At 53.7% G+C, this 26658-nt stretch carries 18 protein-coding genes; 10 read left to right on the top strand and 8 right to left on the bottom strand.

Annotation, left to right across the window (positions count from 1 at the left end):
• Positions 1-44: 44 nt before the first annotated feature.
• The 3 genes from ACFO3I_RS15090 (at position 45) to ACFO3I_RS15080 (ending at position 4561) form a co-directional block, all read left to right on the top strand.
• Positions 45-1388 (top strand): DUF2252 family protein, encoded by a 1344-nt coding sequence (locus ACFO3I_RS15090; RefSeq protein WP_377335309.1) that lies wholly within the window; start codon positions 45-47, stop codon positions 1386-1388.
• Positions 1389-1600: 212 nt separating this feature from the next.
• Complete coding sequence (psrA, locus tag ACFO3I_RS15085) at positions 1601-2242, top strand: TetR family transcriptional repressor PsrA (protein ID WP_377335307.1); 642 nt, start codon at positions 1601-1603, stop codon at positions 2240-2242.
• A gap of 21 nt (positions 2243-2263) precedes the next feature.
• Positions 2264-4561, top strand: a complete 2298-nt coding sequence (locus ACFO3I_RS15080) for an acyl-CoA dehydrogenase (RefSeq protein WP_377335305.1) — start codon at positions 2264-2266, stop codon at positions 4559-4561.
• A gap of 77 nt (positions 4562-4638) precedes the next feature.
• Here the strand turns inward: ACFO3I_RS15080 and ACFO3I_RS15075 are convergent, their stop codons facing one another.
• The gene (locus ACFO3I_RS15075) at positions 4639-5859 is read right to left on the bottom strand and encodes an alanine racemase (protein WP_377335303.1); all 1221 of its coding nucleotides are present in this window, start codon (positions 5857-5859) and stop codon (positions 4639-4641) included.
• 172 nt (positions 5860-6031) lie between these two features.
• Here ACFO3I_RS15075 and ACFO3I_RS15070 point away from each other — a divergent pair, with 172 nt between their 5' ends.
• From ACFO3I_RS15070 to ACFO3I_RS15055, 4 genes are read left to right on the top strand one after another with little or no spacing between them, the layout of a single operon-like run.
• Positions 6032-6895 (top strand): MurR/RpiR family transcriptional regulator, encoded by an 864-nt coding sequence (locus ACFO3I_RS15070; RefSeq protein ID WP_377335301.1) that lies wholly within the window; start codon positions 6032-6034, stop codon positions 6893-6895.
• Between the two features lie 6 nt (positions 6896-6901).
• Complete coding sequence (locus tag ACFO3I_RS15065) at positions 6902-7294, top strand: RidA family protein (RefSeq protein WP_377335298.1); 393 nt, start codon at positions 6902-6904, stop codon at positions 7292-7294.
• 1 nt (position 7295) lies between these two features.
• Positions 7296-8789, top strand: a complete 1494-nt coding sequence (locus ACFO3I_RS15060; RefSeq protein ID WP_377335296.1) for a sodium:solute symporter family protein — start codon at positions 7296-7298, stop codon at positions 8787-8789.
• A 9-nt stretch (positions 8790-8798) separates the two neighbouring features.
• Positions 8799-10259 carry a M81 family metallopeptidase gene (locus ACFO3I_RS15055; RefSeq protein WP_377335294.1) on the top strand — a complete coding sequence of 487 codons (1461 nt, stop codon included), beginning with the start codon at positions 8799-8801 and terminating at the stop codon, positions 10257-10259.
• Here ACFO3I_RS15055 and ACFO3I_RS15050 read toward each other — a convergent pair.
• The 5 genes from ACFO3I_RS15050 to ACFO3I_RS15030 form a co-directional block, all read right to left on the bottom strand.
• The gene (locus tag ACFO3I_RS15050; RefSeq protein WP_377335292.1) at positions 10256-12601 is read right to left on the bottom strand and encodes a beta-N-acetylhexosaminidase; all 2346 of its coding nucleotides are present in this window, start codon (positions 12599-12601) and stop codon (positions 10256-10258) included. The genes ACFO3I_RS15055 and ACFO3I_RS15050 overlap by 4 nt on opposite strands.
• 323 nt (positions 12602-12924) lie before the next feature.
• Complete coding sequence (locus ACFO3I_RS15045; RefSeq protein ID WP_377335290.1) at positions 12925-13581, bottom strand: 3'-5' exonuclease; 657 nt, start codon at positions 13579-13581, stop codon at positions 12925-12927.
• Positions 13582-15402, bottom strand: coding sequence for a putative nucleotidyltransferase substrate binding domain-containing protein (locus ACFO3I_RS15040; protein ID WP_377335288.1), 1821 nt, complete (start codon positions 15400-15402; stop codon positions 13582-13584).
• 123 nt (positions 15403-15525) lie between these two features.
• Positions 15526-17241, bottom strand: a complete 1716-nt coding sequence (locus tag ACFO3I_RS15035) for a sodium:solute symporter family protein (RefSeq protein WP_377335286.1) — start codon at positions 17239-17241, stop codon at positions 15526-15528.
• Positions 17242-17251: 10 nt separating this feature from the next.
• Positions 17252-17518: a DUF4212 domain-containing protein gene (locus ACFO3I_RS15030; protein ID WP_377335284.1), complete on the bottom strand. Its 267-nt coding sequence runs from the start codon at positions 17516-17518 to the stop codon at positions 17252-17254.
• A gap of 179 nt (positions 17519-17697) precedes the next feature.
• On the opposite strand from ACFO3I_RS15030, the gene ACFO3I_RS15025 reads away from it, so the two are divergent.
• Together ACFO3I_RS15025 and ACFO3I_RS15020 are read left to right on the top strand one after the other, a co-directional pair.
• Positions 17698-21240 (top strand): hybrid sensor histidine kinase/response regulator, encoded by a 3543-nt coding sequence (locus ACFO3I_RS15025; RefSeq protein ID WP_377335282.1) that lies wholly within the window; start codon positions 17698-17700, stop codon positions 21238-21240.
• A 39-nt stretch (positions 21241-21279) separates the two neighbouring features.
• Positions 21280-22320, top strand: coding sequence for an AI-2E family transporter (locus ACFO3I_RS15020; protein ID WP_377335280.1), 1041 nt, complete (start codon positions 21280-21282; stop codon positions 22318-22320).
• A 21-nt stretch (positions 22321-22341) separates the two neighbouring features.
• Here ACFO3I_RS15020 and ACFO3I_RS15015 read toward each other — a convergent pair whose 3' ends face one another.
• Complete coding sequence (locus ACFO3I_RS15015) at positions 22342-23013, bottom strand: LuxR C-terminal-related transcriptional regulator (protein ID WP_377335278.1); 672 nt, start codon at positions 23011-23013, stop codon at positions 22342-22344.
• An 81-nt stretch (positions 23014-23094) separates the two neighbouring features.
• Positions 23095-25044 carry an acetate--CoA ligase gene (acs, locus tag ACFO3I_RS15010; protein WP_377335276.1) on the bottom strand — a complete coding sequence of 650 codons (1950 nt, stop codon included), beginning with the start codon at positions 25042-25044 and terminating at the stop codon, positions 23095-23097.
• Positions 25045-25231: 187 nt separating this feature from the next.
• Here acs and ACFO3I_RS15005 point away from each other — a divergent pair, with 187 nt between their 5' ends.
• Positions 25232-26458: a DcaP family trimeric outer membrane transporter gene (locus ACFO3I_RS15005; protein WP_377335274.1), complete on the top strand. Its 1227-nt coding sequence runs from the start codon at positions 25232-25234 to the stop codon at positions 26456-26458.
• Positions 26459-26658 lie beyond the last annotated feature (200 nt).

Here is a 26658-nt window from a genome sequence, read left to right as displayed (position 1 = left end):
AGCTCTGGCGTTAGGATAAGGCCGTATTTTTACAGGAGGTGAGGATGGCAACCCAAGTATCGCGTAGCGCAGTGATCCGCGCTGAGTTAGCAAGAACCGATCACTGCGATCCGGCACAGTTACCTGCACTGGCTAAACACCAGAAAATGGCGCAGCAGCCGTTTCGTTTTTTACGGGGCAGCGCCGGTTTATTTTATCTGGATATCAAAACCGGTGTACTGGCGATACCGGCTGCGCTGCAGCAATGGCCGCTGACTACTGTGGTTGGTGATTGCCATCTGTCGAATTTCGGTTTTTTTACCGAGGAAGGCTCCAGTGGCGAGCGGGTGATCTTCGCGCCCAATGATTTTGACGATGCCTGTGTTGGCCAGGCGAGCTGGGATTTAAGTCGTTTTATGGTCAGTTTGCTGCTCGCGGCGGACTATTGCCGCGGCGTGCTCAGTGGCGCTTACCCCAATGAGGAAGGGCTGGTGCTGGATGGGCTACAGGCAGCGACTGAAGCTCAGGCGGCGGCTGCGCTGCACGCGTTCTTAAATGCGTATCGCCAGCAGTGCAAAGCCATAGTGGCAGAGCCAGAGCTGCGCTACAGCGCGCTGGATGACTTCCCCAAATCTCATGTGTTAAAGCCATTGCTGAAAAAGGCCATCAAACGCTCGGCCAAAGGGGACGATTTTTTACGTAAAAGCACGCTGGCGAAATTAGCCGATTTGTCGGTGCAACCGCTGCAATTCAAACAGGATGCCCGTAAATTTACCCGCTTGCCGGCAGAGGAGTATCAGGCGGTCAGTCATAGTTTCAGGCCTTATCTGAATGACCATATTCTGGACCTGGTCAGCCGGCAGGGGGCGGGTACCGGCTCACTGAATATGAAGCGTTATTATTTTCTGGTCGGCCCTGCGGCCATCGAAAGTGAAGACGACTTTAGCTTGTGCCATGTGGTCGAAGCGAAACAGCAGCGGGACGCGGCGCCTTTGTATCATTTTCCAGAGCTAAGTCCGGTGAACCGGCTGAATGCTGCGCATCTGACGGTCGACTGTCAGCGCCAGATGCAGCGCCGGCCAGATTTAGTGCTGGATGAGCATTATTTTAACGGCGCGCATTTTTTGGTGCGTTCGCTGCACCATGCCAATGTCGATGTCGACCCTGAAACTGTCTGCCTGGGCGAAGTGGATGTGGCAGCTCAACTGCGTGATTACGCTACGGCCTGTGGTCAGGCGCTGGCGCTGTGCCACAGCCGGGGAGACAGACGATCATTTCGCTTTGAGCAGGCGGTGGTCGATAGCCTGCCAGAGGTGGCAGCACAGTTGGTCGAAAGCTGCCAGGCTTATGCCCGTCAGCAGGCCGAGGACTGCCGCTTGCTTCAACAGCTGCTGGCTGAAGCGCACTAAAAGGGCCGTATTGCTTGAATGAATGGAGGAGCCAATGGGCTCCTCTGTCGTTTGTTTCCCTCGTATCGGCCGCTATTTTCAGCCTGCTGTTGGCTGATTTTTCCACAACATCAAAACAAGTCCGACCAGAAGCGCTTTTTTGCGCTTTGGCGGCTTGACAGTGCCTGGTTTCAAACGTACATTTCAAACAAGTGTTTTAATCTGGTGTTTGCATGTCGGCGAAACTCAATACCCAACAAAAAATTCTTGATGCGGCGGAGCAGCTGTTTGCAGGCAGTGGTTTTGCCGATACCTCATTGCGGCAGATCACCAGTGAGGCGGAAGTGAACCTGGCGGCAGTGAACTATCATTTTGGTTCAAAAAAAGAGCTGATCCAGTCGGTGCTGCAGCGGTATTTGTCGGTGCTTATGCCTCGGCTGGACCAGGAGTTCAGCCGTTTATTGGCGCAGACCAAAGCGCACGACCTGACAACGGTGCTGACGGTATTTGTCAAACCTTTGCTGGAACTCAATACGGTCAAGCCACAAGGCACGCGGATTTTCCTACAGTTGCTGGGACGCGGTTACACCGACGTACAAGGCCACTTGCGCTGGTTTTTTAATCATCACCATGGCCGGGTACTGGATAAATTTGTGCTGCTGGTGCAACAGGCGTGCCCGCAGTTGCCGGCCAGTGAAATCTTCTGGCGGCTGCATTTTTCGTTGGGCACCATTGTTTTTACCATGGCGTCCAACCAGGCGCTGCAGGAAATTGCTGCAGCAGATTTTAATGAAAACGTAGAAATAGAAGGCGTGATCCAGCGGCTGATCCCTTACCTCGCTGCCGGTATCGCCTCACCTTTAAACCCTAACTAAGCTCGCGGAAGGATAAAACGTATGTCCATTGTGATCCTGCTACTGGTCGCACTGATTGTGGTGCTGGGTGTTGCCGATATCCGGCGTAACCTCATTACCAAGCCTATTTTTGCTGTATTTAAAAAGATCCTGCCGCCACTGTCGGACACCGAACGTGAAGCGATGGAAGCGGGCGATGTCTGGTGGGACGGTGAGCTGTTTAAAGGCAAACCAGACTGGAACAAACTGCACGCCATTCCAAAAGCCGAATTGTCTGCCGAAGAGCAGGCCTTTATGGACAATGAAGTGGAAACCCTGCTGAAGATGCTGGACGACTACAAGATTGTGCAGGAGCAACGCGACCTGCCAGCAGAAGTCTGGAGCTACATTAAAGGCAATGGTTTCTTTGCGATGATTATTCCAAAGAGCTACGGCGGCCGTGAATTCTCTGCCATCGCCAACTCGACCATCGTCTCCCGTATTGCCACCCGCAGCTTAACGGCCGCGGTGACCATCATGGTGCCTAACTCCTTAGGCCCGGGTGAGCTGTTAATGCACTACGGTACCCAAGAGCAAAAAGACCGCTGGTTACCAGGTCTGGCTGCCGGTAAAGAAGTGCCTTGTTTTGCGCTGACCGGCCCGGAAGCGGGTTCAGACGCCGGCGGTATCCCGGATACTGGTGTGGTCTGTAAAGGTGAATTCGAAGGCAAAGAAGTGGTCGGGATTCGCCTGAACTGGGACAAGCGTTACATTACGCTGGCGCCTGTGGCCACTGTACTGGGTCTGGCGTTTAAGCTGTACGATCCGGACAATCTGCTGGGCGAGAAAACCGAGCTGGGTATTACCTGTGCGCTGATCCCAACCAGCCACCAGGGTGTGGAAATTGGCGACCGCCACTTCCCAATGAACATGGCTTTTATGAACGGCACCACCTACGGTAAAGACGTGTTTATTCCACTGGATTGGATCATCGGTGGTCCGGATTACGCGGGTCGTGGCTGGCGTATGCTGGTGGAATGTCTGTCCGCAGGCCGTGGTATTTCACTGCCGGCACTGGCGACCGCCACGGGCCATTTAGCCACCCGGATGACAGGTGCTTATTCTTATGTCCGTCAGCAGTTTGGTATGTCGATTGGTAAATTTGAAGGCGTGCAGGAAGCACTGGGCCGTATTGGTGCTTACACCTACAGCCTCGAAGCCATGCGGGTGATGACGGCAGGTGCCATTGATCTGAACCTGAGCCCGTCTGTGGTGACGGCTATTGCCAAGTTTCATATGACAGAAATGTCGCGCACCTTGCTGAACGACGCCTTTGATATTCACTCAGGCCGTGCTATTCAGGTCGGCCCGAAAAACTATCTGGCGCACGGTTACATGGGCATGCCCATTTCCATCACGGTAGAAGGTGCCAACATTCTGACCCGTAACCTGATGATCTTCGGTCAGGGCGCTACCCGTTGCCATCCGTACGTATTGCAGGAACTGGAAGCCGCCGCTAATCCGAATGCGGAAGAAGGCTTAAAACAATTCGACAGCCTGCTGATGAAGCATATTGGTTTTGCCATGGGCAACACCTTTGGCGCGCTGTTCCAGGGCTTAACTGCCGGTGCCTTTAATTCGAGTCCGGTGGCTGGCGAAACCGCTAAGTACTACAAGCAGTTAAGCCGGATGAGCCGTGCTTTGGCTTTGTGTGCTGACTTCTCCATGCTGATGCTGGGTGGCGATTTAAAACGCAAAGAAATGCTGTCCGCCCGTTTAGGTGACGTATTAAGCCACCTGTATATCGCGTCCGCTGTGCTGAAGTTCTATGAAGACAATGGCCGTCAGGTCGCTGATTTGCCTTTCGTGCGTTACGCCGTAGAACGTAACCTGTTTGAAATTGGCAAAGCGCTGGATGGTTTCTTACAGAACTTCCCAAGCCGTGTGGTGGCCCGCGTACTGAAAACGCTGGTGTTCCCTTTTGGTATTGGCTACAAAATGCCTGCCGATGAGACGGCTCAGGATATCTGTGATGCGCTGCTGAAACCTGGTGTGATCCGTGACCGCCTGACTCACCTGTGCTTTATCGGTGAAGGTGAAAATGACCCGACAGGTTTAATGGAATCAGCCTTTATTGCGGTGCATGAAGCCCAGCCAGTGATGAAGAAAATATACGCAGCACAGAAGCAAGGCACTATTGCCCGCAAACTGCCGATGGATATTCTGATTGAAAAAGCGCTGGAAGCAACTGTGATCAGCAGCGATGAAGCGGCTCAGTTACGGGTGATGAACAAACTGCGTTTTGAATCCATCAGCGTCGACAGCTTTAAGCCAGGAGTGTTGTCTGACAACGCTATCTAACGCCTGACTGTTAAATTCAAAGCAAAGCCCGCCTGATGGCGGGCTTTTTTATGGCTGCTCTGTTGCAGCTTAAAGGGTTAAAAGCAGGTCGTCAGTGCTTCCAATAGGTTGTAATCGTCGTCCACTAACCAGATTTGCCGCCATTTATCAAAAGTCAGGCAGGGGTGGGAAGTACCGAGCAGCAGCATATCGCCGACTTGTACGTCCAGTTCAGCAAAGTGCCAGAACGCATGCTGGTCCATCATTTTACTCAGTTGATTGGCTTTATCTGGCCGTGTTAGCAAGCGGCCATCCCGATACTGTGCTAGCACCAACGGCAAGCCGGCATCAAATGCGGCGTCGCGTTTTCCAAGGTTTACTACGGCAAAACCCGGCTCTGGTACCGACTGCACATAACAGGCGACTTCCAGCGCATTTTGCAAGGCGCCGTTTTGCATGCAGGCGGTGCTGCTGCGTTGTTCAATCTGTTGCTGGCTTTGCTGGTATATCCCCACATCCAGGCTGATGTAGCAGCCAGGGCGAAGCAATAAATCTGTGTTGTCAGCCAACTGGCTCTGCTGAAATTCTTCGGCCACCACGTCATACCAGACCGAACCTGCGCCGCTTAATAAGGCTCTGGGCCGGGTAAGAGTGCCATTGTGCCGCAGTTGTTGCAGTAAAGCTGCTGCCGACTGACAGAACAGCCGGATCTGTTGCTCTGCATCCTCGCCTTTGAGCACCCCTTCATAAAACTCGATGCCCGCCAGCTGCAACGCGGGGTAGTGCTGCAACTTAGTCGCCAGTTGCAGCGCCTGCTCAGTGCTGCGACAACCGCAGCGGCCGCCGGGTACGCCAAGTTCAATCAGGACAGGCAGCACCAGGCCTTCTGCAGCAAAGAATTGGTTCAACGGGCTAAGCTGCGAGCTGTGGTCCAGGCAAACAAAGACCTCGATGCCTTGTGCCAGCAGGCGTGCTATTACTGCCATAGTGGCCCGGCCCGTTAACTGGTTGGCCAGCAGGATTTTTTTAGCGCCTTGCTCTGCGGCAATCTGGGCCTGATAGGCAGTGGCAACGGTCAGACCCCAGACGCCGGATTGCAACAATTGCTGCATCAGCGCTGGCATCATGGCTGTTTTGCAATGCGGCGCTAACTGCACCTGGTGAGCGGCGGCAAAGCCATTCATCCAGTCAATATTCTGCTGCAGCTGCTGTTTTTTCAGCAGGGCGGCCGGCAGACAAACATGCTCCTGCAGCAGGTTAGCTGCAACTTGCTGCGCAAAAGGAGAACCCGATTTTTCGTTTATTCGTTGGTACTTCATAACATTTCGCCTGAGTTTGAAACGGGCTGTTTTACTAGTGGCTTCAGTGTAAAGCATTGTAATCAGGCCTGGTAGATATTTACATTTCTGTTTTTATGGTACAAAGTATCTTAAATTTGAAAAAATTTGTTAGTTTTTTCATGTGACATTCTAACCTGAGGTTGGCGACGTTATGACCTATGAAATTGATGTACTGTCACGTATATCAGAGCGTTTTGTTGAAATGAGTGAGTCGGAGCAGCGGGTGGCTCAGTTGATCCTCGACAATGTAAAAGCGGCGACTGAAATGAGCATTGCGCTGCTGGCGGAGCGGGCAGGCGTCAGTCAGGCGACGGTGACCCGCTTTGCCCGTACTGTCGATTGCAAAGATGTGCGGCAGCTGAAAGTGAAACTGGCGCAATCGCTGGCGGTTGGCCAGCGTTTTGTCGAAGAGCCGGCCGATCTGGACGGTATTCAGGGCGTATACGAAGCCATTAAAAATACCCTGGATTTAAGCCGCAAACTGCTGGTGGAAGCCGATATCCGCCAGGCGGTCAGTCACCTGCTTAGCGCGCGGATGATATTTTGTATCGGCATGGGCGGCGGCTCGTCGATCGGCTCGCAGGAGCTGCAGTACCGGCTGTTTCGTTTTGGCATGCCGGTCTGCAGTTATCAGGATGGTTTGCTGACCCGCATGGTGGCGGCTTCTGTTGAGCCACAGGACGTGATGGTGGCCATTTCTCTGACCGGCAACACTGGCGAAATTATCGATTCAGCCGCGATGGCGCGGCAGTATGGCGCCAAAGTGATCGCCATTACCAAACCTGGGTCGGCGCTCGCCAACAATGCCGATATTGTGCTGGGTTTGCAGGCACCTGAGACTGATTTTATTTATAAACCTTCAGCGTCCCGCTACGCCATGCTGGCGGTAATTGATGTACTGGCGACTGAAGTAGCCAAACAAAACAAACGCAAATCACGCGACAAATTACGGCGGGTGAAGTTGTCGCTCGACAGCAGCCGCGGTGGTGATGAACGCCAGCCATTAGGGGATTAAGGACCAATGACCATTAAGCGCTATGGAATAGACGAAAGCAAAGGCACAGGCGGGCAGCAGTTGCCCTTTGCCAAGGCAGTGGAAGCAGGCGGCTGGTTGTACGTGTCGGGCCAAACCCCGATGCGGGACGGCGAAGTGGTGGAAGGGGGTATTGTGGAGCAATCCCGTTTAGCTATTCAGAACTGCGTCGACATTATGCAGTTGGCTGGTTATGGCTTACAGGACGTGGTGCATGTCAAAGTGTACCTGACCGATGCCCGTTATTTTTCCAGCTTTAACCAGGTCTTCCGCGAGTTTTTTGCCGATGCCCCACCGGCCCGCATTTGTGCTGTGGCCGATCTGGTGGTCGACTGCAAAGTGGAAGTTGACCTGACCTGTTACCGCGCAGACCGGACCTGAGATGAACCCCCTGTACTTCCTGGTGGGCTTTGGCTGTTATCTGCTGCTGATGATTGGCTTAAGCTTCTGGGTGTCGCGTGGCCAGCGAAATCAGGATGATTTTTTGTTGGCCGGCCGCAAAGTCAGCGGCGGCCTGACCTTTGGCACCACCATTGCCACTATGATTGGCACCGGCACCAGTATGGGCGCAGTCGGCTACGCCTACGGCCATGGCTGGACCGGCATGATGTATGGTGTTGGCGGTGCTGTGGGTATTTTGCTGCTTGCTAGCTGTTTTGCCTCAGTGCGCGAATTGAAATTCTCCACCATGAGCGAAGAGCTCAGTTATTACACGGGTGCCAACCGCTGGGTGAAACAAGGCAGTGCGCTGTTGATTTTTCTGGCCTCATTGGGCTGGTTGGGCGCCCATATTATTGGTGGCGCTTTGTATCTGTCCTGGATGACCGGGCTGGATATGCTCAGCGCCAAATTGCTGATCACCCTGGCCTTTACTATTTATGTGGCTATTGGCGGCTATAAAGCTGTGGTTTGGACTGACAGCCTGATGGCTATTATTTTATTCAGTGGTTTTTTATTGATGGGCTTCAGTGCCGTACAGGCAGTGGGTGGCTGGCAGCCGCTGACTCAGTTCTGGCAACAGGCCAGTGCACAACAGCTGTTTCATCCGCTGAATACCTTGCCTGCCATTTCGCTGGCGGTTGCGGTGGCTGTTGGCGTGTTGGCGACGCCATCCTTTCGCCAGCGTATTTATTCCGGCCGCTCGGTCAGCAGCGTGCGCCGCTCCTTTTTGTTTGCCGGGGGCCTGTATCTTTGCTTTGCCTTTATCCCTGCATTAATTGGCGTCAGCGCCCGTTTTTTGTTGCCTGAGCTTGCCAATCCGCAATTTGCTTTTACCTCACTGGCGGTGCTGGTATTGCCGACGCTGGCCGCCATGCTGGTGTTGCTGGCGGGTTTATCTGCCACTTTATCGTCGGCCAGTTCAGATTCTATCGCTGCCGTTACTGTGGTGATGCATGACTTGCAGCAGGGCTTGGGACGGCCTCCATTAACTGGTCGCCGTGCCGTCTGGGCTTCACGGTTAGCCGTACTGCTCGTGTCACTGTCGGCTTTTACGCTTTCGCTGCTATCCAATAATCTGGTGGGCTATATCACGTCCATGATTGCGACGCTGATGTCTGGTCTATGTGTGGTGGGGTTGTTGGGGCGCTTCTGGCTGCGTTTAACCTGGCAAGGAGGCGTTGCGGCACTGGTGGTGGCGGTCAGCAGCTCGCTGAGTATCTTAAGCCATGCAGACTGGTTGGCGTTTTGGGGCAACCCGGTACTGCCTGCGCTTGCTCTGGCAAGTACAGCTTCTGTACTGGTGAGCTTGTGGACCAAACCAGGCCTGAACAGACAGCAGGCGCTGCTCAAGCTGCATCAGCAAAGCCCTGTATGCAGCAACCACACGAATTCTGACGACGTACTGCCGGGCAGTTCCGATCCAAAGTTATCCTGACGGGGATTTATGCGCATTTTTACCGCTTCACTGGCCACCGAAACCAATACCTTTTCGCCGATGTACACCGACTTGCAGTCGTTTTATCAGTGTTTTTATGCGGCGCCTGGCGAGCATCCTGCCACGCCAACGTTGTGCAGTGCGCCTTTGATTGCTTGTCGTAACTATGCCGCTTCGCACCCAGAGGTCTGCCTGATTGAAGGCACCTGCACCTGGGCTGAACCAGGTGGTTTGCTGAACCGTGCGGCGTACGAGCATCTGCGGGATGAAATTCTGACTCAGCTTCGCGCGGCGCTGCCGGTGGACTTAGTGATGTTGGGCCTGCACGGCGCTATGGTGGCGCAGGGCTACGATGATTGCGAAGGTGACTTGTTGCAACGGGTGCGGCAGTTGGTTGGCCCGAACGCCATCATTGGCGCCACGCTGGACCCGCATAGCCACCTGACCGCGTTGCGGCAGCAGCAGGCTGACCTGTTGATTGCATTTAAGGAGTTTCCTCATCTGGACTTTATGCAGCGGGCGGAAGAATTACTGCAGCTCTCGCTTCGTGCGGCACGGCGGGAAATCCAGCCTGTGATGAGTAGCTTTGACTGCCGTATGATTGATGTGTTTCCGACCAGCAATGAGCCGATGAAGTCGTTTATCAGCAAACTTAAACAACTGGAACAGCAAGCGCCCGTGCTTTCGGTGTCGGTGATCCATGGCTTTATGGCCGGTGACGTGGCCGATATGGGCAGCAAAATCCTGGTGATTACCGACAATGCCGCCGCGCAGGGGGCACAGCTGGCAGAGCAATTAGGGCAGGAACTGTTTTCCTTTCGTGGTCGCACTTTACCGCAGTTTTACAGCATTGCACAGGCACTGGACCAGTTGGAACTGACGCAGGCACCCGTGGTGCTGGCCGATGTCTGGGACAACCCTGGCGGTGGTGTGGCCGGTGATGGCACGCTGATTTTGCATGAACTGATCCGCCGGCAACAACGTGGCGTGGCGGTGGGGACCTTATGGGATCCGATGGCAGTGCGGCTCTGTCAGGCGGCAGGCGAAGGGGCTGAAATTGAATTGCGTTTTGGTGGCAAAAGCGGTGCCAGTGCCGGTGCACCTGTTGATAAAAAAGTGACAGTGCGACGGTTGCAAGCGAACGCCGAGCAGAACTTTGCCGGCAGCCGGGTGCCGATGGGGGATTGTGCGCTGATCCATTTTGACGGCATTGATGTGATTCTAAACAGCAACAGATGCCAGTCGTTTGACCCCAGCCTGTTTTGCGCATTGGGACTGAAACCGGCCGATTATCAGGTGCTGCTGATTAAATCGACCAATCATTTTTACCAGGGCTTTGTTGGCCTGGCCGAGCGCATTATTTATGTGGATGCCGGTGCGCCTTACCCAAGTAACCCTAGAACCAATGCCTACCAAAAATTGCAGCGTCCGATTTGGCCACGTGTCGAAGCGCCCTTTGACGTCAGTTAACGGGCGCTGTTTCCTTCGGCTTGTTGTAGCAGCTGCTGTAAAGGTCGCTGCAGCGCAATAATCATTTCCTGTTGGATACCTGCAGCCTGCTGCAGCGCTGCCCTGGCCTGGTTGAGCTCAGCCGGGCTCAGCTGCCGCTGTTGCACTAGCGCCATGCCAATCTGGCTTAAGGCATGGGTTTGTTGCGCCAAGGGTGCAAATTCCAGTTGTGGTTGTTGGCTGAACACCAGCGCAGCCTGCTGCCAGCGCTGTAATTGTTGGATTAACTTTTGTGTCAGTCCTGCCTTGGGTTGTTGGATCCAGCGCTGCACCAGTTGTTCAAACTGGCGCATGGCTTGGTGCTCTGCCGGTAAAAAGTCGACCCAGGCTGTTAATGGCTGACGGAAGTAGCGGCCCGCCACCGATTTCTCATGCAAGCGGTGATAATAATGCGCCGGTTCCATCACTTCACTTAAGGTCATTAACGCACCGAGCTGTGCCGGTTTCACCAGTCGCTGCAAACCTGCCCGTTGTTGCTGCTGTAGCTGCAGGCTGTTGTACTGTTCGGCCCACTGCAGCCAGTGGCTTTGGCGCTGATAAAAACTCTGCTCATCTTTAATTCGGGCGTCGGACCATAAGCGTTCGGCAACTGCCAGCGCGTTGGGCCACAAACGAATATCGATAAGCTCAGTACTGATAAGCTCACTCCATAAGGCAATTTCGCCACCCAACACCAGTTCAGGGCGTGCTGTGGTGCTGGATGCGGCGCTAAAGGAGGACGGTAGCGCGCTGGTACTTTGCAGCGTCAGCGCCTGGCCAGCAACCGGGTAGGGCGCGTTCCCGACCACTAGGGTTCCGGATAATGCCTCTGACAACTCGAGGTCGGCGCTGACCGGTCCCATCCAGCTGTCAAAGTGCAGCTGCCAGCTGGTGCTGGACTGAGTCGCAGGGCTTAGTCTGGCTTCAATCAAAGCTTTGCCAGCGAATAATAAAAAGGCTCTGGGTTGTGACTGCTGCAGGTCAGTGATCAGCAGCTGACCTGTCACCGGGGTGCCTCGTTTGCGGGCAAACTCCAGACTATAGAGTGACCAGCCGCGCAGGCTGGCGGAGTCCGGCAACCGGACCTGAGCCGGCAGTGGGTCGTTGCGGTAGTGGTAGGCGGCGCTTTGTGGCTGGTCCAGATAATAACCGGTCGACAGAATAGCCGGATGGCCAAGCGCTGTCGCTTGCAATAATGATTCGGTGCCACGCCAGGATTGCACTGTGACGCTCGCCGGTAAGGGGTGATCGATGACTTCATCCCAGCCGATCATAGTTTTGCCCAGTAGCTGCACTATCGAGAGCAAGCGTCGGTTGAAATAAGCCTGCAGTGCATGGGCATCCTGCAGCTGCTGCTGTTGCATAAAGCGGCGGATCTCTGGGCTGGCCAGCCAGTGGTCAGGCAGCACTTCATCACCGCCTATGTGCAGGTACTGGTCCGGAAATATGCTGGTGAGCTCTTCCAGCAGCTGGTGCAAAAAACGATAGACTTGCTCGTTGCTTGGGTCGAGCACGGCTTTATGCACGCCCCAATGCTGTTCTATCTGACTGGGCGCTGGTGCGGCCATCAGCTCCGGATAGGCCAAACCTAAGGCGGTAGTATGGCCGGGTAAATCGATTTCCGGCACAATGCGCACCGCCTGTGCTTTGGCATACTGCACCAGTTCTTTTAGCTCGTCCTGAGTGTAATAGCCGTCCTGACCACCCAGTTGTTGCAGTTTGGGGAAACGTTTGGATTCAAAGCGCCAACCCTGATCGTCGGTCAGGTGTAAATGCAGCACATTTAATTTTACTGCCGCCATCAGGTCGATTTGCCGTTTTAACAGTGGGATCGACAAAAAGTGCCGGGCCGGGTCGAGCAACAGGCCGCGCCAGTCAAATCGCGGGCTATCGGTCAGTGTCAGAGCGGGCAGCTGTGCGTGCGGGGTGCGGAGCAGCAGTTGCTGCATGCTTTGCAGCGCATAAAACCAGCCATCCGGATCGGCTGCGCTTACCCGGATTTGCTGGGAGCCGATGTTGAGCTGATAAGCGCCTCGCCTGGACTGGCTGTGCTGACTGTCTGCATTTGGGCTGAATTCAAAGATCAGCTGCGCCTGGGAGGGGTCAACCCAGCGCAGCTCAATGTCGAGCTGATTGCTTCGGATGAATCTGGCCAGTTGCTGTTTAAGCCGGGTTGCCTCGGCAGGAGCCGACACCTGTAACCTGGTAGGCAAGCGAAAATGACCGCTTCGCAGGTCGAGCTGACTGGGCGCCGGGATCAGCGCAGTTTCGGCCGCGCACACTGAACAGGACAACAACAGCCCCAACCAAAGAGATACACGCATAAGAGATTAGCTAAAGTTACTTGGTAACATATTGATATTCGAAATTTCAGCAGAAGTCCATCAGCAAAGTGTAAGTAATGGCCAAAACTTAAGGAGTTAATCTTTACTTTTTCATTTTGATGGTACAAAGTAACATTGTGTTTGGTGTTCTGTGATGGTTCATGCCTGAATGAACCTGCACAATCAGACGCGGTTGCCAACGGAGGCTGGGAACTGAAGTTTTCATTCCGGTGCGGGGTGCGAGCCGTGCCAAGTCCTGAAACATCCTGGCCTCCGTTTTTTCAGAGGACGAAGACCTTGTCGAGCCCCCTGCATTGGCGCTGTTAGCGGCTTTGGCTGAGTAAATCGGCCAGTGATGTGCCGCTGTCTCGTTGTTGCAGCTGCGTCAGAAATAACTGCGCACAACCAAACGCATCTGATAAGGCCTGGTGCTCGGAAATAGCTGGAAGCTGATGCCGCTCCAGGCAAGCCGCTAAGGTCAGTTTATCCTGCGCAACCAAACGGCCTTGCAGTTGCAGCCGGAATAACTCCAGTTTCAGGGTATCCAGCATGCGAAACCGGGCAGGGCGGCCATAACAGTACAGGCAGGCCTGACGCAGAAAATTCAGCTCCAGCCCACTGTGGTGACTGACCAACACTTTGCCTTGTGCTTGTTGTAGTAACAGCTCCAGTAACTCATGCAGCTCGGTGCCGCTTTGCAGTTGTGGATTATGCAGGCCATGGATCACCGCACTTTGTCCGACCGATACCGGCGCCCGCACCAGATGGTATTGGGCGGAGCTGAGCAAAATACGCTGTTGTTCAATGCAGACCCAGCCAGCGCTGACAATATGGTGTTTGCCAGGGTCCAGCCCGGTGGTCTCAAAATCCAGCACCAGGTAGCTGCAGTCGCGCGCCCGTGCTCTCTTGTCTGGCAATCCGGTCTCATACTGGCGGATTTGCTGATGCACAGGTTCAGCCTTGCGAAACCAGGACCACATTTAATACTCCCGGCAAAAACGCTGCCGCAAAATTTGTTGTTCGTCACTGATCACTGCAAAGGCATCTTTTAGCTGGTGCCGTTGCAGCAAATTCAACTGAGCCGGGTCGAGCAAGTTGCTTAAATGATGGCCTCGCTGCAAATCCTGCCATTGTGTCTGCCAGCGCAGGCTTGCGAGTACATCGTAGGCACCGGACAGATTTTGTTGCTGGGAGCGGCTGATCGCTTGCAGTTGTTCCAGTTCTGCCAGCCGCTCTTTAGTGCTGACGGTGCTGATGCCATGAGCCAGCGCATAAACCCGCACCAAGTCGGTCACCAGGCTGACCCCACGTTTTTTGATATCCAGCCCTTTGCGTTGCCGACCGTCTTGCTCCAATAAAAAGTGTTTGAAAAAGCCCAGCGGTGGATGGCGTTCTGTGGCATTTTTGGCCAGATGGAACGAAAACAACTCATTGCCCTGAGCCCGCGCAAGCACATCCTGCTGCAAGGCGTTAAACAAGCCTTTGCTGCCATGCACCAGCCGTAAGTCGAAAAAGATGCTGCTGTCGAGCAGCGCCTGCGGATCCGGGCTTTGCAGGAAATGGGCAAAGCGGGCCGACCAGCCTTTCAGGCTGAGCCGTAATTTGGGCTGATTGGCCATAATTAATCCAGAGCACAAGGCCTGACCGGATTGGGCCAGCCCCTGACAGACGAATTCAGACAGCGCAGCAAAGTAGTCGGCGACCGGGCCGGTCGGTTCTTTTTCCAGCAGCAGCGCATTGTCCTGATCGGCACTTGGCAACATGTCGCGCCGGGCCTGCGAGCCAAAACATAACCAACTGTAAACGCAGGGGGGCGGGCCCAGTTGCATTTCGGCCAACCGCAACCAGCTGTGGGTCAGTGCATCCATAATGCTGGTGAGAATGGCACTGACTTCGGACGCTGGCAGCTTTTGCTGACCGAGGCTGAGCATCAACTGGCGGATCTGTGGCTGAATATCCGTCAGCCCGTCCGGTGTTTGCTGGCGGTGAATGTGGCTAATGAGAAACACCGGATGTTCCTGCTGGCTGCGGATCAGATCCGTGGTGGTCAACACGCCGACGGCTTTGTTTTTATCCTCAACCGCCAGATGATGGATATTGTGCTGGCTCATCAGCTCCATGGCTTCAAAGGCATAACGGTCGAGTTCTATTTTATGCGGGTGTTTGGTCATGACCTGCTGCACCTGGGTAGAGGCAGGCAGGTTTTTCGCCAGTACCCGGCTGCGTAAATCCCGGTCGGTCAGGATTCCGACCAGCTCATCCTGCTGCTCCACCAATAAACAGGACACCCGCTGTTCAGTCATCAGAGAGGCGGCCTGCTGAATACTTTGCTCTGGCGCTATGGCCACCACGCGGCGGGTTAATAAATCGGCCACTTTTAAGGTCGACGTACTTTGTTCCCGGCTGCTTTGGTACAGATGCAGCCGACGACCAAATAAGCGCTGGAAGAATAAATCAAAATTCTTGTACTGATGGCGTAAAGCGTCAAAGCGCTGCTGGCTAAAGAAATACAGCAAGCCATCTTCTTCACAGACCAGACGGTCTGGGTCGGCCAGTCCGGTTAACAACAACTGGTAGCCATAAAAATCACCGCTTTGCAGGTGGGTCAGTCGCTGATGTTCTGCATGCAGCGCAAAAAGCCCGGAACGGACCAGCATCAGTTCAGTTTTTGGTTGCAACACTTCGCCATGGCTTGCGTAATACACCTGAATATCGCGGCACAATTCGTCCAGCACATGGGGGGCAAGATCGTCAAAAGGCGGAATGTTCTGTAGAAAATGGACAACATCCTGAACGGCCATTGCATCTGTCCTGTGAGTAGCAAAGAAATTTCACCTTTGGCGGTTGGCCAGCGATAACAGGCAAAGGTCAAAGCTCTGAAATAGACAAGGCGTGTTACCACGCCTTGTCTGGGCTTTCAGGGGTTAGTGAGCTGAAGCTTCACCAGCGCCTTTTGGAAAGCGGATTTGCTCAACGATATCCTGCACGTCTTGCGGTACTTCTTTGGTCACTTTACTGACGGCAAAGGCCACCACAAAGTTCACCAGCATACCGATAGTACCAATCCCTTCCGGGGAAATACCAAACAGCCAGTTTTCAGCTTTGTTTTCCGCCAGTGGGGTGATGAAGATGCCTTTGAAGTACAGAATATAACCGACGGTAAACAGAATACCTGCCACCATGCCGGCGATAGCGCCTTCTTTATTCATCTTCTTGTAGAAGATCCCCATAATAATGGCCGGGAAGAAGCTGGCTGCGGCAAGGCCGAAGGCAAATGCCACCACCTCCGCGACAAAGCCCGGTGGGTTGATCCCCAAATACCCCGCCACCATAATGGCGACCGCAGCGGCAAGTCGGGCTGCCAATAGCTCCTGTTTGTCGCTTATTTTCGGCATCAGGTTTCGTTTCAGTAAGTCATGCGAAATCGAGGTCGAGATCACCAGTAACAGGCCCGCCGCGGTCGACAGGGCAGCTGCGATCCCGCCAGCAGCGACCAGCGCAATCACCCAATCTGGTAACTGAGCGATTTCCGGATTGGCCAGTACCATGATGTCACGGTCGATGGTCATCTCGTTACGCTCGTCGCCTGAATAGAACATGCGGCCGTCACCGTTTTTATCTTCGTGTTTGATCAAGCCTGTTTTCGACCAGTTTTCCACCCACTGCGGCGCTTCAGTCACTAAGGTGCCTTGAGCATCCGGGCCGTTAATGGTGTTGATCATGTTATAGCGGGCAAAGGCGCCAATGGCTGGTGCTGTGGTGTACAGGATCATAATAAACACCAGGGCCCAACCCGCAGAGATACGGGCATCGCGCACTTTCGGTACAGTGAAGAAACGGACGATGACGTGTGGCAGACCGGCAGTACCGACCATCAGAGCTGCAGTAATCGCAAATACGTCTGCGGTGGATTTAGTGCCTTCAGTGTAGGCCGCAAAACCAAGCTCAGCCGATAAGCCGTCCAGTTTTGCCAGCAGGTAAGTGTCTGAACCATCGGTCAGGGTTGCACCCAGACCCAGTTGTGGTAAGACGTGGCCGGTGATCATCAGCGAGATGAAAATGGCCGGAACCATATAAGCAAAAATAAGCACGCAGTACTGGGCAACCTGAGTGTAGGTAATGCCTTTCATGCCACCGAGCACCGCATAGAAAAACACCACGGCCATCCCGATGACTACACCTGTGTCAATGTCGACTTCGAGGAAACGCGAGAACACCACACCCACACCACGCATCTGGCCGGCCACATAAGTAAAGGACACCAGAATGGCGCAGACGACAGCGACAGTACGGGCCGTCTGAGAGTAGTAACGGTCGCCAATAAAGTCAGGCACGGTAAACTTACCAAACTTGCGCAGGTAGGGAGCCAGGCAGAGTGCCAGCAACACATAACCACCTGTCCAGCCCATCAGGTAGACGGAACCGTCATACCCCATAAAGGCGATAATACCGGCCATTGAAATAAAAGACGCTGCGGACATCCAGTCGGCCGCAGTGGCCATCCCGTTTGCCAACGGCGAAATGCCGCCACCAGCGACATAAAATTCTTGAGTAGAACCGGCACGGGCCCAGATGGCGATGCCGATGTAGAGCGCAAAGGTCGCGCCTACGATGATATAGGTTAGGGTCTGTAAATCCATGGCTGGCCTCTTATTCTTCGTGCACGTTGTATTTACGGTCCAGTGCATTCATTTTCGTCACGTAAACGAAAATCAGCACTACGAAGGTGTAGATCGAGCCTTGCTGGGCAAACCAGAAACCCAATTTAAAACCGAACAGCGGGATTTGGTTTAACACATCGACCAGCAGGATGCCCGCACCAAAAGATACGGCAAACCAGATGACGAGCAGCTTCAGCATCAGCGAGATATTCTCCCGCCAATAGGCCTGCGCCTGTTCAGAGCTTTGAAAAGCCATGTTGTCTTCCTCTTGTTGTTTATTGTGGTTGTTATAAAAATCTGTTGACTTGCTTCCTTACCATAGCAGGGGCTTAATGGAGTGATAGCCCGACTTTAGTCGAAGGTGATTCGGCTTCAGGTTGACTTTCGCTGGCCGGAGCACAACAGTAGGGGCAGAAAAATAATAAGGAGAGCGCCTTGTCTGCGTGGATTGTCGCTGTATTGGCCTTGATGTATGTAGGTTTGTTGTTTTTTATCGCGAACTGGGGCGAGCGGCACGCTGGCGATCATCTGCTACGAAAGTATGGGGGCTTGCTCTACAGTCTGGCGCTGGCGGTGTATTGCACCTCCTGGACCTATTACGGTGCGGTTGGCACTGCGGTGACTCAGGGCTGGGACTATATTCCTATCTACCTGGGCCCTATCCTGATTTTTGTGTTTGCCCAGCCTTTTCTGTTTAAGCTGCTGTACGTCGCGAAAAAACAAAATATCGGCTCTATTACCGACTTTATCAGCGCCCGTTACGGCAAACGGAAAAACATCGCGCTGGTCACTGCGTTGTTATGCCTGGTGGTAGTGATCCCTTATATCGCTTTGCAGCTCAAAGCGGTGGCCAGTTCGTATCAGGTGCTGCTTGGTGCGGGCATGGCCGACCATGATGCCCCCTGGTGGCAGGACACCGCCTGGTTTTGCGCTGTCACCATGATGATATTTTCCATTCTGTTTGGCACCCGCAAGGTGACACTGACCGAGCAAAATCGTGGGGTGATGGTGGCTATCGCCTTTGAATCGCTGGTAAAGCTGTTTGCCTTAACTTGCCTCGCCCTGATGACCTATTGGTTGCTGCTGCCGGAACAGGTACAGTTATCCAGCTTTGTTGAACACGCCACGGCGTTAAAAGCAGACCATCAAGAGCAAAGCTGGCTGGCATTTTTCACAAAAACGGTGTTGGCGATGGCGGCGATTTTTTTATTGCCCCGTCAATTCCATGTTGGTTTTGTTGAAAACGTTGACCATCGGCATTTACGCCATGCCAGGTGCTGGTACAGCAGTTACTTGCTGATAGTCACCTTGGTGGTGATCCCCATAGCGCTGACCGGCATGCTGATGTTTCCGGATCATCGTCAGCTGGCCGACAGTTTTGTCTTATTGATCCCGGAGCAGTCCGGCTGGCATACCTTAAGTGCTTTGGTGTTTATCGGCGGTTTTTCCGCGGCGACCTCGATGATTATTATCTCCACCCTGGCCCTGTCCACCATGATCAGTAACGACGTGGTGATGCCGACCATCCTGCGCCGCCCGTCCAACCAGCAACTTAAGAAAGACTACAGCGGCCTGATTTTACTGGTGCGCCGCGCCATGATCATTACGGTGATGATGCTGTCTTATGGCTATTACGCCTTATTCGCCCGCAACTACGAGCTGGCAGAAACCGGCTTGCTGGCCTTTGCGCTGGCTATACAGCTGGCGCCTGCAGTGATTGGCGGCCTGTACTGGCGTCACGGCAATGCGTTTGGCGTTTATGCCGGTCTCGCTGTGGGCTTTTTCCTCTGGTTTTATTGCCTGATGGTGCCTCAGTTATCCGCTGTGGGTGTGCTCAGCGATTCCATCGTACGCCAGGGCTTGTTCGGACTGGCACTGCTCAAACCAACCGCTTTATTTGGGCTGGAACTGGATACCCTGAGCCATGGTGTGTTCTGGTCTTTGGGTCTGAATCTGTTTTGTTACCTGCTGTTCTCCCTGCTGTTTAAAGTCAATTTTAAAGACAGGTTGCAGGCTGCTGCTTTTGTGAAGCCAACCTTACCGCTTGAACACCGCGAAAACCCGGTGAAAAAGTTACGTATTCGCCGCACCGACGTGGTGATGCTATTGGAACGTTTTATCGGTGCCCAGCGCACCGTCGAGGCCATTGCCGATTACCGTCGCCGGTACCCGGAACCTGATGACCAACCGGCCTGGGCCAGCCCGGAACTGGTGGCCTTCGTTGAACGTGAACTGGCTGGGGTCATTGGTGCGGCCTCAGCACTGGCCGTCGTCAGTGCCGCCACCGAAGGCCGTCAGCTTGAACTGGAAGACGTGGTGACTTTATTTGACGACACCACACAGGCGATTCAGTTTTCCCGCAAAATCCTTTTTTCCACGCTGGAACACTTGAGTCAGGGCATCAGTGTGGTTGACCGGGAGTTAAAACTGGTGGCCTGGAACCGGGCCTATCTGGAGTTGTTTGATTACCCGGAAGGCATGATCCGCATCGGCCGGCCTGTCGCCGACATCGTACGGTTTAATGCCGAACGCGGTCTGTTTGGTGAAGGCGCGCCCGAAGAGCATGTGGCCAAGCGCATAGGCCATATGCAAAAAGGCACCACCCATGTGTTCCAGCGCGTGCGGCCTGATGGCAGCGTAATTGAGATGCGTGGCAATCCAATTCCCGGCGGTGGTTTTGTCACCAGCTTTACCGACGTGACCGACCATGTCCGCGCTGTGCAGCAATTGGCGGAAGCTAAAGACCATCTGGAACAGCGGGTGCAGGAACGCACCCAACGGGTCAGCGAAATTAACCAGGAACTGGTGCAGGAGGTGAACCGGCGTGGCCAGACCGAACAGCAACTGCTGCAGGCAAAAGCCGAAGCCGAAGCGGCCAATGCGTCCAAAACGCGGTTCCTGGCGCTGGCCAGCCACGATATTCTGCAACCTTTGAATGCCGCCAGACTCTTTACTGCAGCTTTGCAGGACGGCAGTTTGTCGGACAAACAGCAAACGGTCGTCAGCCAGTTGGATAACTCGTTAAAGGCCACTGAGGAGCTGATAGGCACGCTGCTGGATATAGCCCGGCTGGACGACGGCCGCTTGTTGCCGAAGAAACAAACGGTGCAAATCCGCCATTTACTGGACCCGCTGCTGGACGAATTCCGGCTGCTGGCGCGACAAAAAGCACTGCAAATCCGTGGCAAGTTTTCTGACTGGCAGGTGGAGAGTGACAGCACCTATTTGCGCCGCATTGTGCAAAACATTTTATCCAATGCAGTGAAGTACACCCCCAAAGGCAAAGTGCTGATCAGTTGCCGCCGCCGGGGAGGCCAGCTGCTGTTGCAAATCTGGGATTCTGGTCCAGGTATTGCGGAACAGGAGCTGCGGCATATTTTCGACGATTTTTATCGGGTCGACAGTACGGCGCGGGGTCAGCAAGGCGTGGGATTGGGACTGGGGGTGGTTCAGCGGATGGCCAGACTGCTGGGTCATAAAATAGAAGTACGCTCCACCGTAGGCAAAGGCACTGTGTTTAGCTTGTGGTTACCGTTAAGCCCACAGCGACGTGAAGCTGGCAAAGCGGAGCTGGGTACAGATGCCACCACGCAGTTGCCGGATTGGACTGTATGCTGCGTCGATGATGACAGCTCAAACCTGGCGGCATTGCAGCTGTTGCTGGAACAGTGGCAGCTGGGGCAGGTACGCAGTTATGTGCGGGCAGAGCAATTGCTGGAGCAAGCGCCGACACTGGCTAAACCTGATTTACTGATTTTGGATTATCAGCTGGGGCAAAGTTTCACCGGTCTGCAGCTGTATCAGCAGTTGCTGCAGATTTGGGGTAAGGTTCCTGGCATTCTGGTGTCTGCCGCACCAGAACCTGATTTAGCGCAGCGCGCCAAAGAGGCTGGTTTGCTGTTTCTGGCCAAGCCGATCAAGCCGGCGGCATTGCGCGCAGGCATTAATCATTTGAAAACAAAAGGTTCAGCCTCGTAGAATACGGACTGAACAGTTAAAAAACCTGCAAGGACGACTATGCAAGCCAAACTGGAACAACGTTTTTTTCTATTGATGCTGGTGCTGGTCAGCCTGGCATTCGGCTGGTTGCTTGAACCCTTCTGGGGCTGCATTTTTTGGGCCTGTGCCATTACGGTCATTTTCTACCCGGTGCAGCGCTTGCTGCTGCGGTGGATGGGGGGCAGGCCTAACTTGGCTGCTCTGTTAACTTTGCTGATTTGTATGCTGGTGGTGGTATTACCTGTTCTGGCGATCAGTGCTGCTTTTATTCAGGAAGGCGCTCTGTTTTACGACAAAATCCAACGTGGTGAAGTCAGCCCTTCAGCCTTTGTTGAAACCATCCGACAGGCCTTTCCTGCCATTACCGAACTGTTAAACAAACTTGGCATCGAGACCAATGATCTGCGTGAGCGGGTATCCGGTGCCGCGGTGGAAGCCAGTCGGTTACTGGCTAAAGAAGCCTTGTCTATTGGTCAAAATACCTTTGGCTTTGTGCTGGATTTGTGCCTGATGCTGTATCTGGCGTTTTTCCTGCTGCGTGAAGGTCATCACCTGGTTGAGCTGATGGTCAAAGCACTGCCGCTGGGGGATCAGCGTGAACGTTTGTTGTTTGCCAAGTTTGCTGAAGTGACCCGCGCTACAGTGAAAGGCAATCTGGTGGTGGCTGTGGTGCAAGGTGCGTTGGGCGGTTTTATTTTCTGGTTACTGGATTTACCCGCGCCCGTGCTCTGGGGCGTGGTGATGGCTTTCTTATCGCTGCTGCCGGCGGTTGGCGCGGCTTTGGTCTGGCTGCCGGTCTCTTTGTATTTATATGGGACAGGCGAATGGCTGATTGCCAGCATCCTGGTGGCCTATGGCGCCCTGGTGATTGGTCTGGCTGACAATATACTGCGGCCGCTGTTGGTGGGGCGTGATACCAAGCTACCGGATTACCTGGTGTTGTTCTCTACCTTGGGTGGCTTATCGCTGATGGGGATCAACGGCTTTGTGCTGGGCCCTATGGTGGCCGCGCTGTTCTTAGCCTTCTGGCAAATTTTTATGGAAGAGTTTAACGCCTGAACAGCTCCTGTTGTTCAGGCCTCAGAACTGGGCGTTTAGCAGCTTATCGGCTGGCGGCTCCAGCTGTAAGCGCTGCGCCTGGATCACCACTTGTGTTCTGTTGGTGACTCCGAGTTTGCGGAATATTGCAGTGATATGCGCTTTCACCGTGGCTTCGGAAATATGTAAGTCATACGCGATTTGTTTATTCAGCCAGCCTTCGGTTAAGTAAAACAATACCTTGTATTGTTGTGGGGTCAGGTCGGCCACTTTGGCTGCCAGGTCCAAATCGGTCTGGTTGTGTTGGTCCAGCACCTGATCCCGCAATGCCGGTTGCACCCAGAGTTCACCTTCCATCACCGCGCTCAGCGCTTTGCCTATTTCGGCCGGATGCGCTGATTTCGGAATAAAAGCTGACGCACCAAAGGACATCACACGACGGATCACGTCGGTGTCTTCACTGGCAGAAATCACCACTATAGGCAGGGTCGGGTATTGTTTGCGTAGCTGGATCAGTCCCAAGAAACCGCAATTGCCCGGCATATGCAGGTCCAGTAACAACAAATCCGCATCCGGGTGTTGTTCCAGTGCAGTGCAGGTGGCCTCAAAACTATCGGTTTCAATAGTGGCTTTGGTGACAAAGGTATTGCTGATGGCGTGAATGAGGGCATTACGAAACAACGGGTGGTCGTCTGCGACAATGAGTTTTGCCATATAAACTCCTAACCCGGCCGTAGCCGGGTTTAGCTAAGATATTGCTGCCACGTAAAAAAGTGGCAGCTTAGTGTACGGAGCTTAACGGTTTAACCGGTTTTGGATCAAGTGTTCAACCACTGACGGATCGGCCAGAGTGGAGATATCACCCAACTGATCGTATTCATTGGCTGCAATTTTGCGCAAAATACGGCGCATAATTTTGCCGGAACGGGTTTTGGGTAAACCAGGTGTCCACTGCACCAGATCCGGCGACGCGATAGGGGAGATCTCCTTACGCACCCAATCCCGCACAGCTTTGGTTAAATCGTCGCTGGGTTCGACGCCAACCCGAGGCGCAACAAACACATAAATGCCCTGGCCTTTAATGTCATGCGGATAGCCCACGACTGCGGCTTCAGCGATGGCTTCATGCGCCACCAGGCAGCTTTCAATCTCAGCAGTCCCCAGACGGTGGCCGGAAATATTCAGTACGTCGTCCACCCGGCCGGTCAGCCAGTAATAGCCGTCAGAGTCCCGTTTAGCACCGTCACCGGTAAAGTACATACCTTTATAGGTGCTGAAATAGGTTTGCTCGAAACGCTCATGATCACCAAACACGGTGCGCATCTGACCTGGCCAGCTGTCCAGCAGCACCAGATTGCCTTCGGCCGCGCCTTCAAGGATGTCGCCTTCATTGCTGACAATAGCCGGCTTCACGCCAAAAAATGGTCGTGTCGCAGAACCAGGCTTCAGATCAGTGGCGCCTGGCAGTGGGGTAATAAGGATGCCGCCGGTTTCGGTCTGCCACCAGGTGTCCACGATGGGGCACTGGCCCTTACCATATTTATCGTGGTACCAGGTCCAGGCTTCCGGGTTAATTGGCTCGCCGACGCTGCCCAGCACTTTAAGTGAGGACAAGTCTGCGCCTTCAACAGGAGCAGAACCATGCGCCATTAACGCGCGGATAGCGGTAGGAGCAGTATAAAGAATGTTAACTTTGTATTTGTCGATCACCTGCGCAATACGTTTTACGCTTGGGTAAGTGGGCACACCTTCAAATAACACACTGGTTGCGCCGTTAGCCAAGGGGCCATAAACAATATAAGTGTGGCCAGTCACCCAGCCAACATCCGCCGCACACCAGTAAATGTCACCTTCCTGGTAATTAAACACGTATTGATGGGTCATCGACGCCCACACCATGTAACCGCCAGTGGTGTGTAACACGCCTTTTGGTTTACCGGTTGAACCTGAGGTATACAGAATAAACAGCGGATCTTCGGCGCTCATCACTTCAGGTTCACAGTGCTTAGGCTCTGCGTCAACCAGCTCGTGATACCACAGGTCACGGCCCGGGTGCAGGTCGATGTTTTCGCCCACATGCTTCACCACAATCACGTGCTGCACAGGGTTGGCGTCGCCCAAATGAGTCAGCGCCTGATCGGTGTTGTCTTTTAAATAGGTTAAACGGCTGCCGCGGGCGGCCTGATCCGAGGTGATCACCAGCTTGGAATCACAATCAACAATACGGCTGCCAAGCGCGTCTGGTGAGAAACCGGCGAAAACCACTGAATGCACGGCGCCGATGCGGGCACAGGCCAGTAACGCAACTGCCGCTTGTGGGATCATCGGCAGGTACACTGTAACCCTGTCACCTTTGCCGACGCCAAGCTTGCGCATCGCATTCGCAAGCTGACACACCTCGTCGTAGAGTTCCTGATAGGTGACCGCTTTCTGTACGCCGGGTTCATCACCTTCCCAGTAATAAGCGACCTGGTTTGCTTTTGCTGGCAGATGGCGGTCCAGACAGTTATAGCTGGCGTTCAGACTGCCATCACTGAACCAGTTCACATGCACATTACCCAACTCAAAGCTGGTGTCTTTCACTTGAGTAAAAGGTGTAAACCAATGAATGCGCTGACCGTGTTTCGCCCAGAACTGCTCCGGTTGTTCAACTGACTCCTGATACATCGCCAGATACTGCTCGTTATTGACCAACGCGCTGGCCTTGGCTTGTGGCGGGACTGGATAAAGCTGGGCTTGCGTCATAGATAAGTTCCCCTGTTGTGGTGACGTGATCGCATAAGTCACGTTCTGATAAGTCATGGACTTCGTTCTACCTGTTTCACTGCGAAGGCCATATTAGACATTAGTCTAGCCAAAACTGCTGCAGCAGCTTTGCAGTGTGGATAAAAAAGCATCTGCGACTAAAGGCTAATTGTTGGATCGGTTTTTAGTGACCAGAGTTGAAACGACTTATCTACAAAAACAAATCAATCAGGACCAGGAGACAACAACAATGCTTACAAAAAACACTCTGGCAGTAGCTGTGGGGCTTGGCCTTGCCACTTTATCCGTGCCTGCTCAGGCTGCAGTGACTTTTGGCGATACCGAGTTCACTTACGGGGGCTACATTAAACTCGACTTCTTATATACAGACACGCCGGACGGCGAGTTGACCACAGGGATTGGCCGTGACTTCTATGTGCCTAGCCTGACGCCTGTCGGAGGCGAAGGTGAATCCGGCAAGTTTGACGCTCACGCGCGTCAATCGCGTTTCTTCTTTAATAGTGCAACCAAGCTGGATAATGGTAAATCCATTACCGGTCGTATCGAGTTTGACATGATGGCAACCCCAATAGGGGATGAGCGGATCACCAACGGTTACTCACCGGAAATTCGTCACGCCTTTATTAGTTACGATGGATTTATTTTTGGCCAGACCTGGTCGAACTTTATGGACGTAGCGTCATTACCCGATAGTCTGGATTTTGTCGGTAACACAGACGGTTCAGTGTTTAACCGCCAGGCGCAGGTGCGCTACACCTCAGGTAGCTGGTCTGTGTCTGCAGAAAACCCGGAAAGCACTATTACTCCTTTTGGTGGTGGCGCCCGTGTCGTCAGTGATGACAACAGCATTCCTGACCTGACATTGAAGTATAACTTTGCGGATACCTGGGGCTCTGTTGCTGTCGCGGTGATCGCCCGTGAAATCGCCTATGAGAATATGGCCGCAGGTATCGACGACCAGACTAATGGCTATGGCGTGTCTATTTCTGGTAAATACAATCTGTCGCCCAAAGACGACATTCGTTTCACGGTGAACACTGGGGAGGGCATAGGCCGCTATATAGGCTTGAATACCAGTAATGATGCAGTCGTAGCTGCTGATGGCACCCTGGATGCTATTCCTGTGACTGCCTATGCGCTCGCTTACCGTCATATGTGGGACGACAAATGGCGCTCTAACTTTATTTATTCGGCGCAAAGTATCGACAACGACTCCGCCTTGACCGGTGGCGCTGTAACCGACAAGACCAGCAGCATTGCTGTGAACCTGATTTATCAGGCTGCCAGTAAGCTGATGTATGGTGTCGAACTGCGTCATGCCACCCGTGAAGTGGTGTCTGGTGCTGACGGTGACTTAAATCGCGTGCAGTTCAGCGCTATGTATACCTTCTAATAACGGCATTTCCGTCAAACTGAAGGCCGCTCCGGCGGCCTTTTTTGCTTTTTCGTAGTTTATTTCTTCGCTTTGCTCGTTTGTTGAGCGGTTGAGCGTGATTATCATCAAAATGTCACTTTAGCGCTTGCGTAAAGTTCTGGGGCCCCTATAATGCGCGCCATGCCGACGGGGTGAAGCGAAAGCGACTCTGGTGGTGA

It is taken from the genome of Rheinheimera marina (genome assembly GCF_042654345.1).
Classification (GTDB): Bacteria; Pseudomonadota; Gammaproteobacteria; order Enterobacterales; family Alteromonadaceae; genus Pararheinheimera; species Pararheinheimera marina.
This window is presented reverse-complemented; position numbering and strand designations above follow the sequence as displayed.

Coding starts and splice junctions, on each gene's coding strand:
- ACFO3I_RS15030 (WP_377335284.1), bottom strand. CDS start 17,518: ATGGCTTTTCAAAGCTCTGAACAGGCGCAGGCCTATTGGCGGGAGAAT.
- ACFO3I_RS15055 (WP_377335294.1), top strand. CDS start 8,799: ATGCGCATTTTTACCGCTTCACTGGCCACCGAAACCAATACCTTTTCG.
- ACFO3I_RS15075 (WP_377335303.1), bottom strand. CDS start 5,859: ATGAAGTACCAACGAATAAACGAAAAATCGGGTTCTCCTTTTGCGCAG.
- psrA (WP_377335307.1), top strand. CDS start 1,601: ATGTCGGCGAAACTCAATACCCAACAAAAAATTCTTGATGCGGCGGAG.
- ACFO3I_RS15015 (WP_377335278.1), bottom strand. CDS start 23,013: ATGGCAAAACTCATTGTCGCAGACGACCACCCGTTGTTTCGTAATGCC.
- acs (WP_377335276.1), bottom strand. CDS start 25,044: ATGACGCAAGCCCAGCTTTATCCAGTCCCGCCACAAGCCAAGGCCAGC.
- ACFO3I_RS15040 (WP_377335288.1), bottom strand. CDS start 15,402: ATGGCCGTTCAGGATGTTGTCCATTTTCTACAGAACATTCCGCCTTTT.
- ACFO3I_RS15060 (WP_377335296.1), top strand. CDS start 7,296: ATGAACCCCCTGTACTTCCTGGTGGGCTTTGGCTGTTATCTGCTGCTG.
- ACFO3I_RS15045 (WP_377335290.1), bottom strand. CDS start 13,581: ATGTGGTCCTGGTTTCGCAAGGCTGAACCTGTGCATCAGCAAATCCGC.
- ACFO3I_RS15035 (WP_377335286.1), bottom strand. CDS start 17,241: ATGGATTTACAGACCCTAACCTATATCATCGTAGGCGCGACCTTTGCG.
- ACFO3I_RS15065 (WP_377335298.1), top strand. CDS start 6,902: ATGACCATTAAGCGCTATGGAATAGACGAAAGCAAAGGCACAGGCGGG.
- ACFO3I_RS15090 (WP_377335309.1), top strand. CDS start 45: ATGGCAACCCAAGTATCGCGTAGCGCAGTGATCCGCGCTGAGTTAGCA.
- ACFO3I_RS15020 (WP_377335280.1), top strand. CDS start 21,280: ATGCAAGCCAAACTGGAACAACGTTTTTTTCTATTGATGCTGGTGCTG.
- ACFO3I_RS15070 (WP_377335301.1), top strand. CDS start 6,032: ATGACCTATGAAATTGATGTACTGTCACGTATATCAGAGCGTTTTGTT.
- ACFO3I_RS15050 (WP_377335292.1), bottom strand. CDS start 12,601: ATGCGTGTATCTCTTTGGTTGGGGCTGTTGTTGTCCTGTTCAGTGTGC.
- ACFO3I_RS15080 (WP_377335305.1), top strand. CDS start 2,264: ATGTCCATTGTGATCCTGCTACTGGTCGCACTGATTGTGGTGCTGGGT.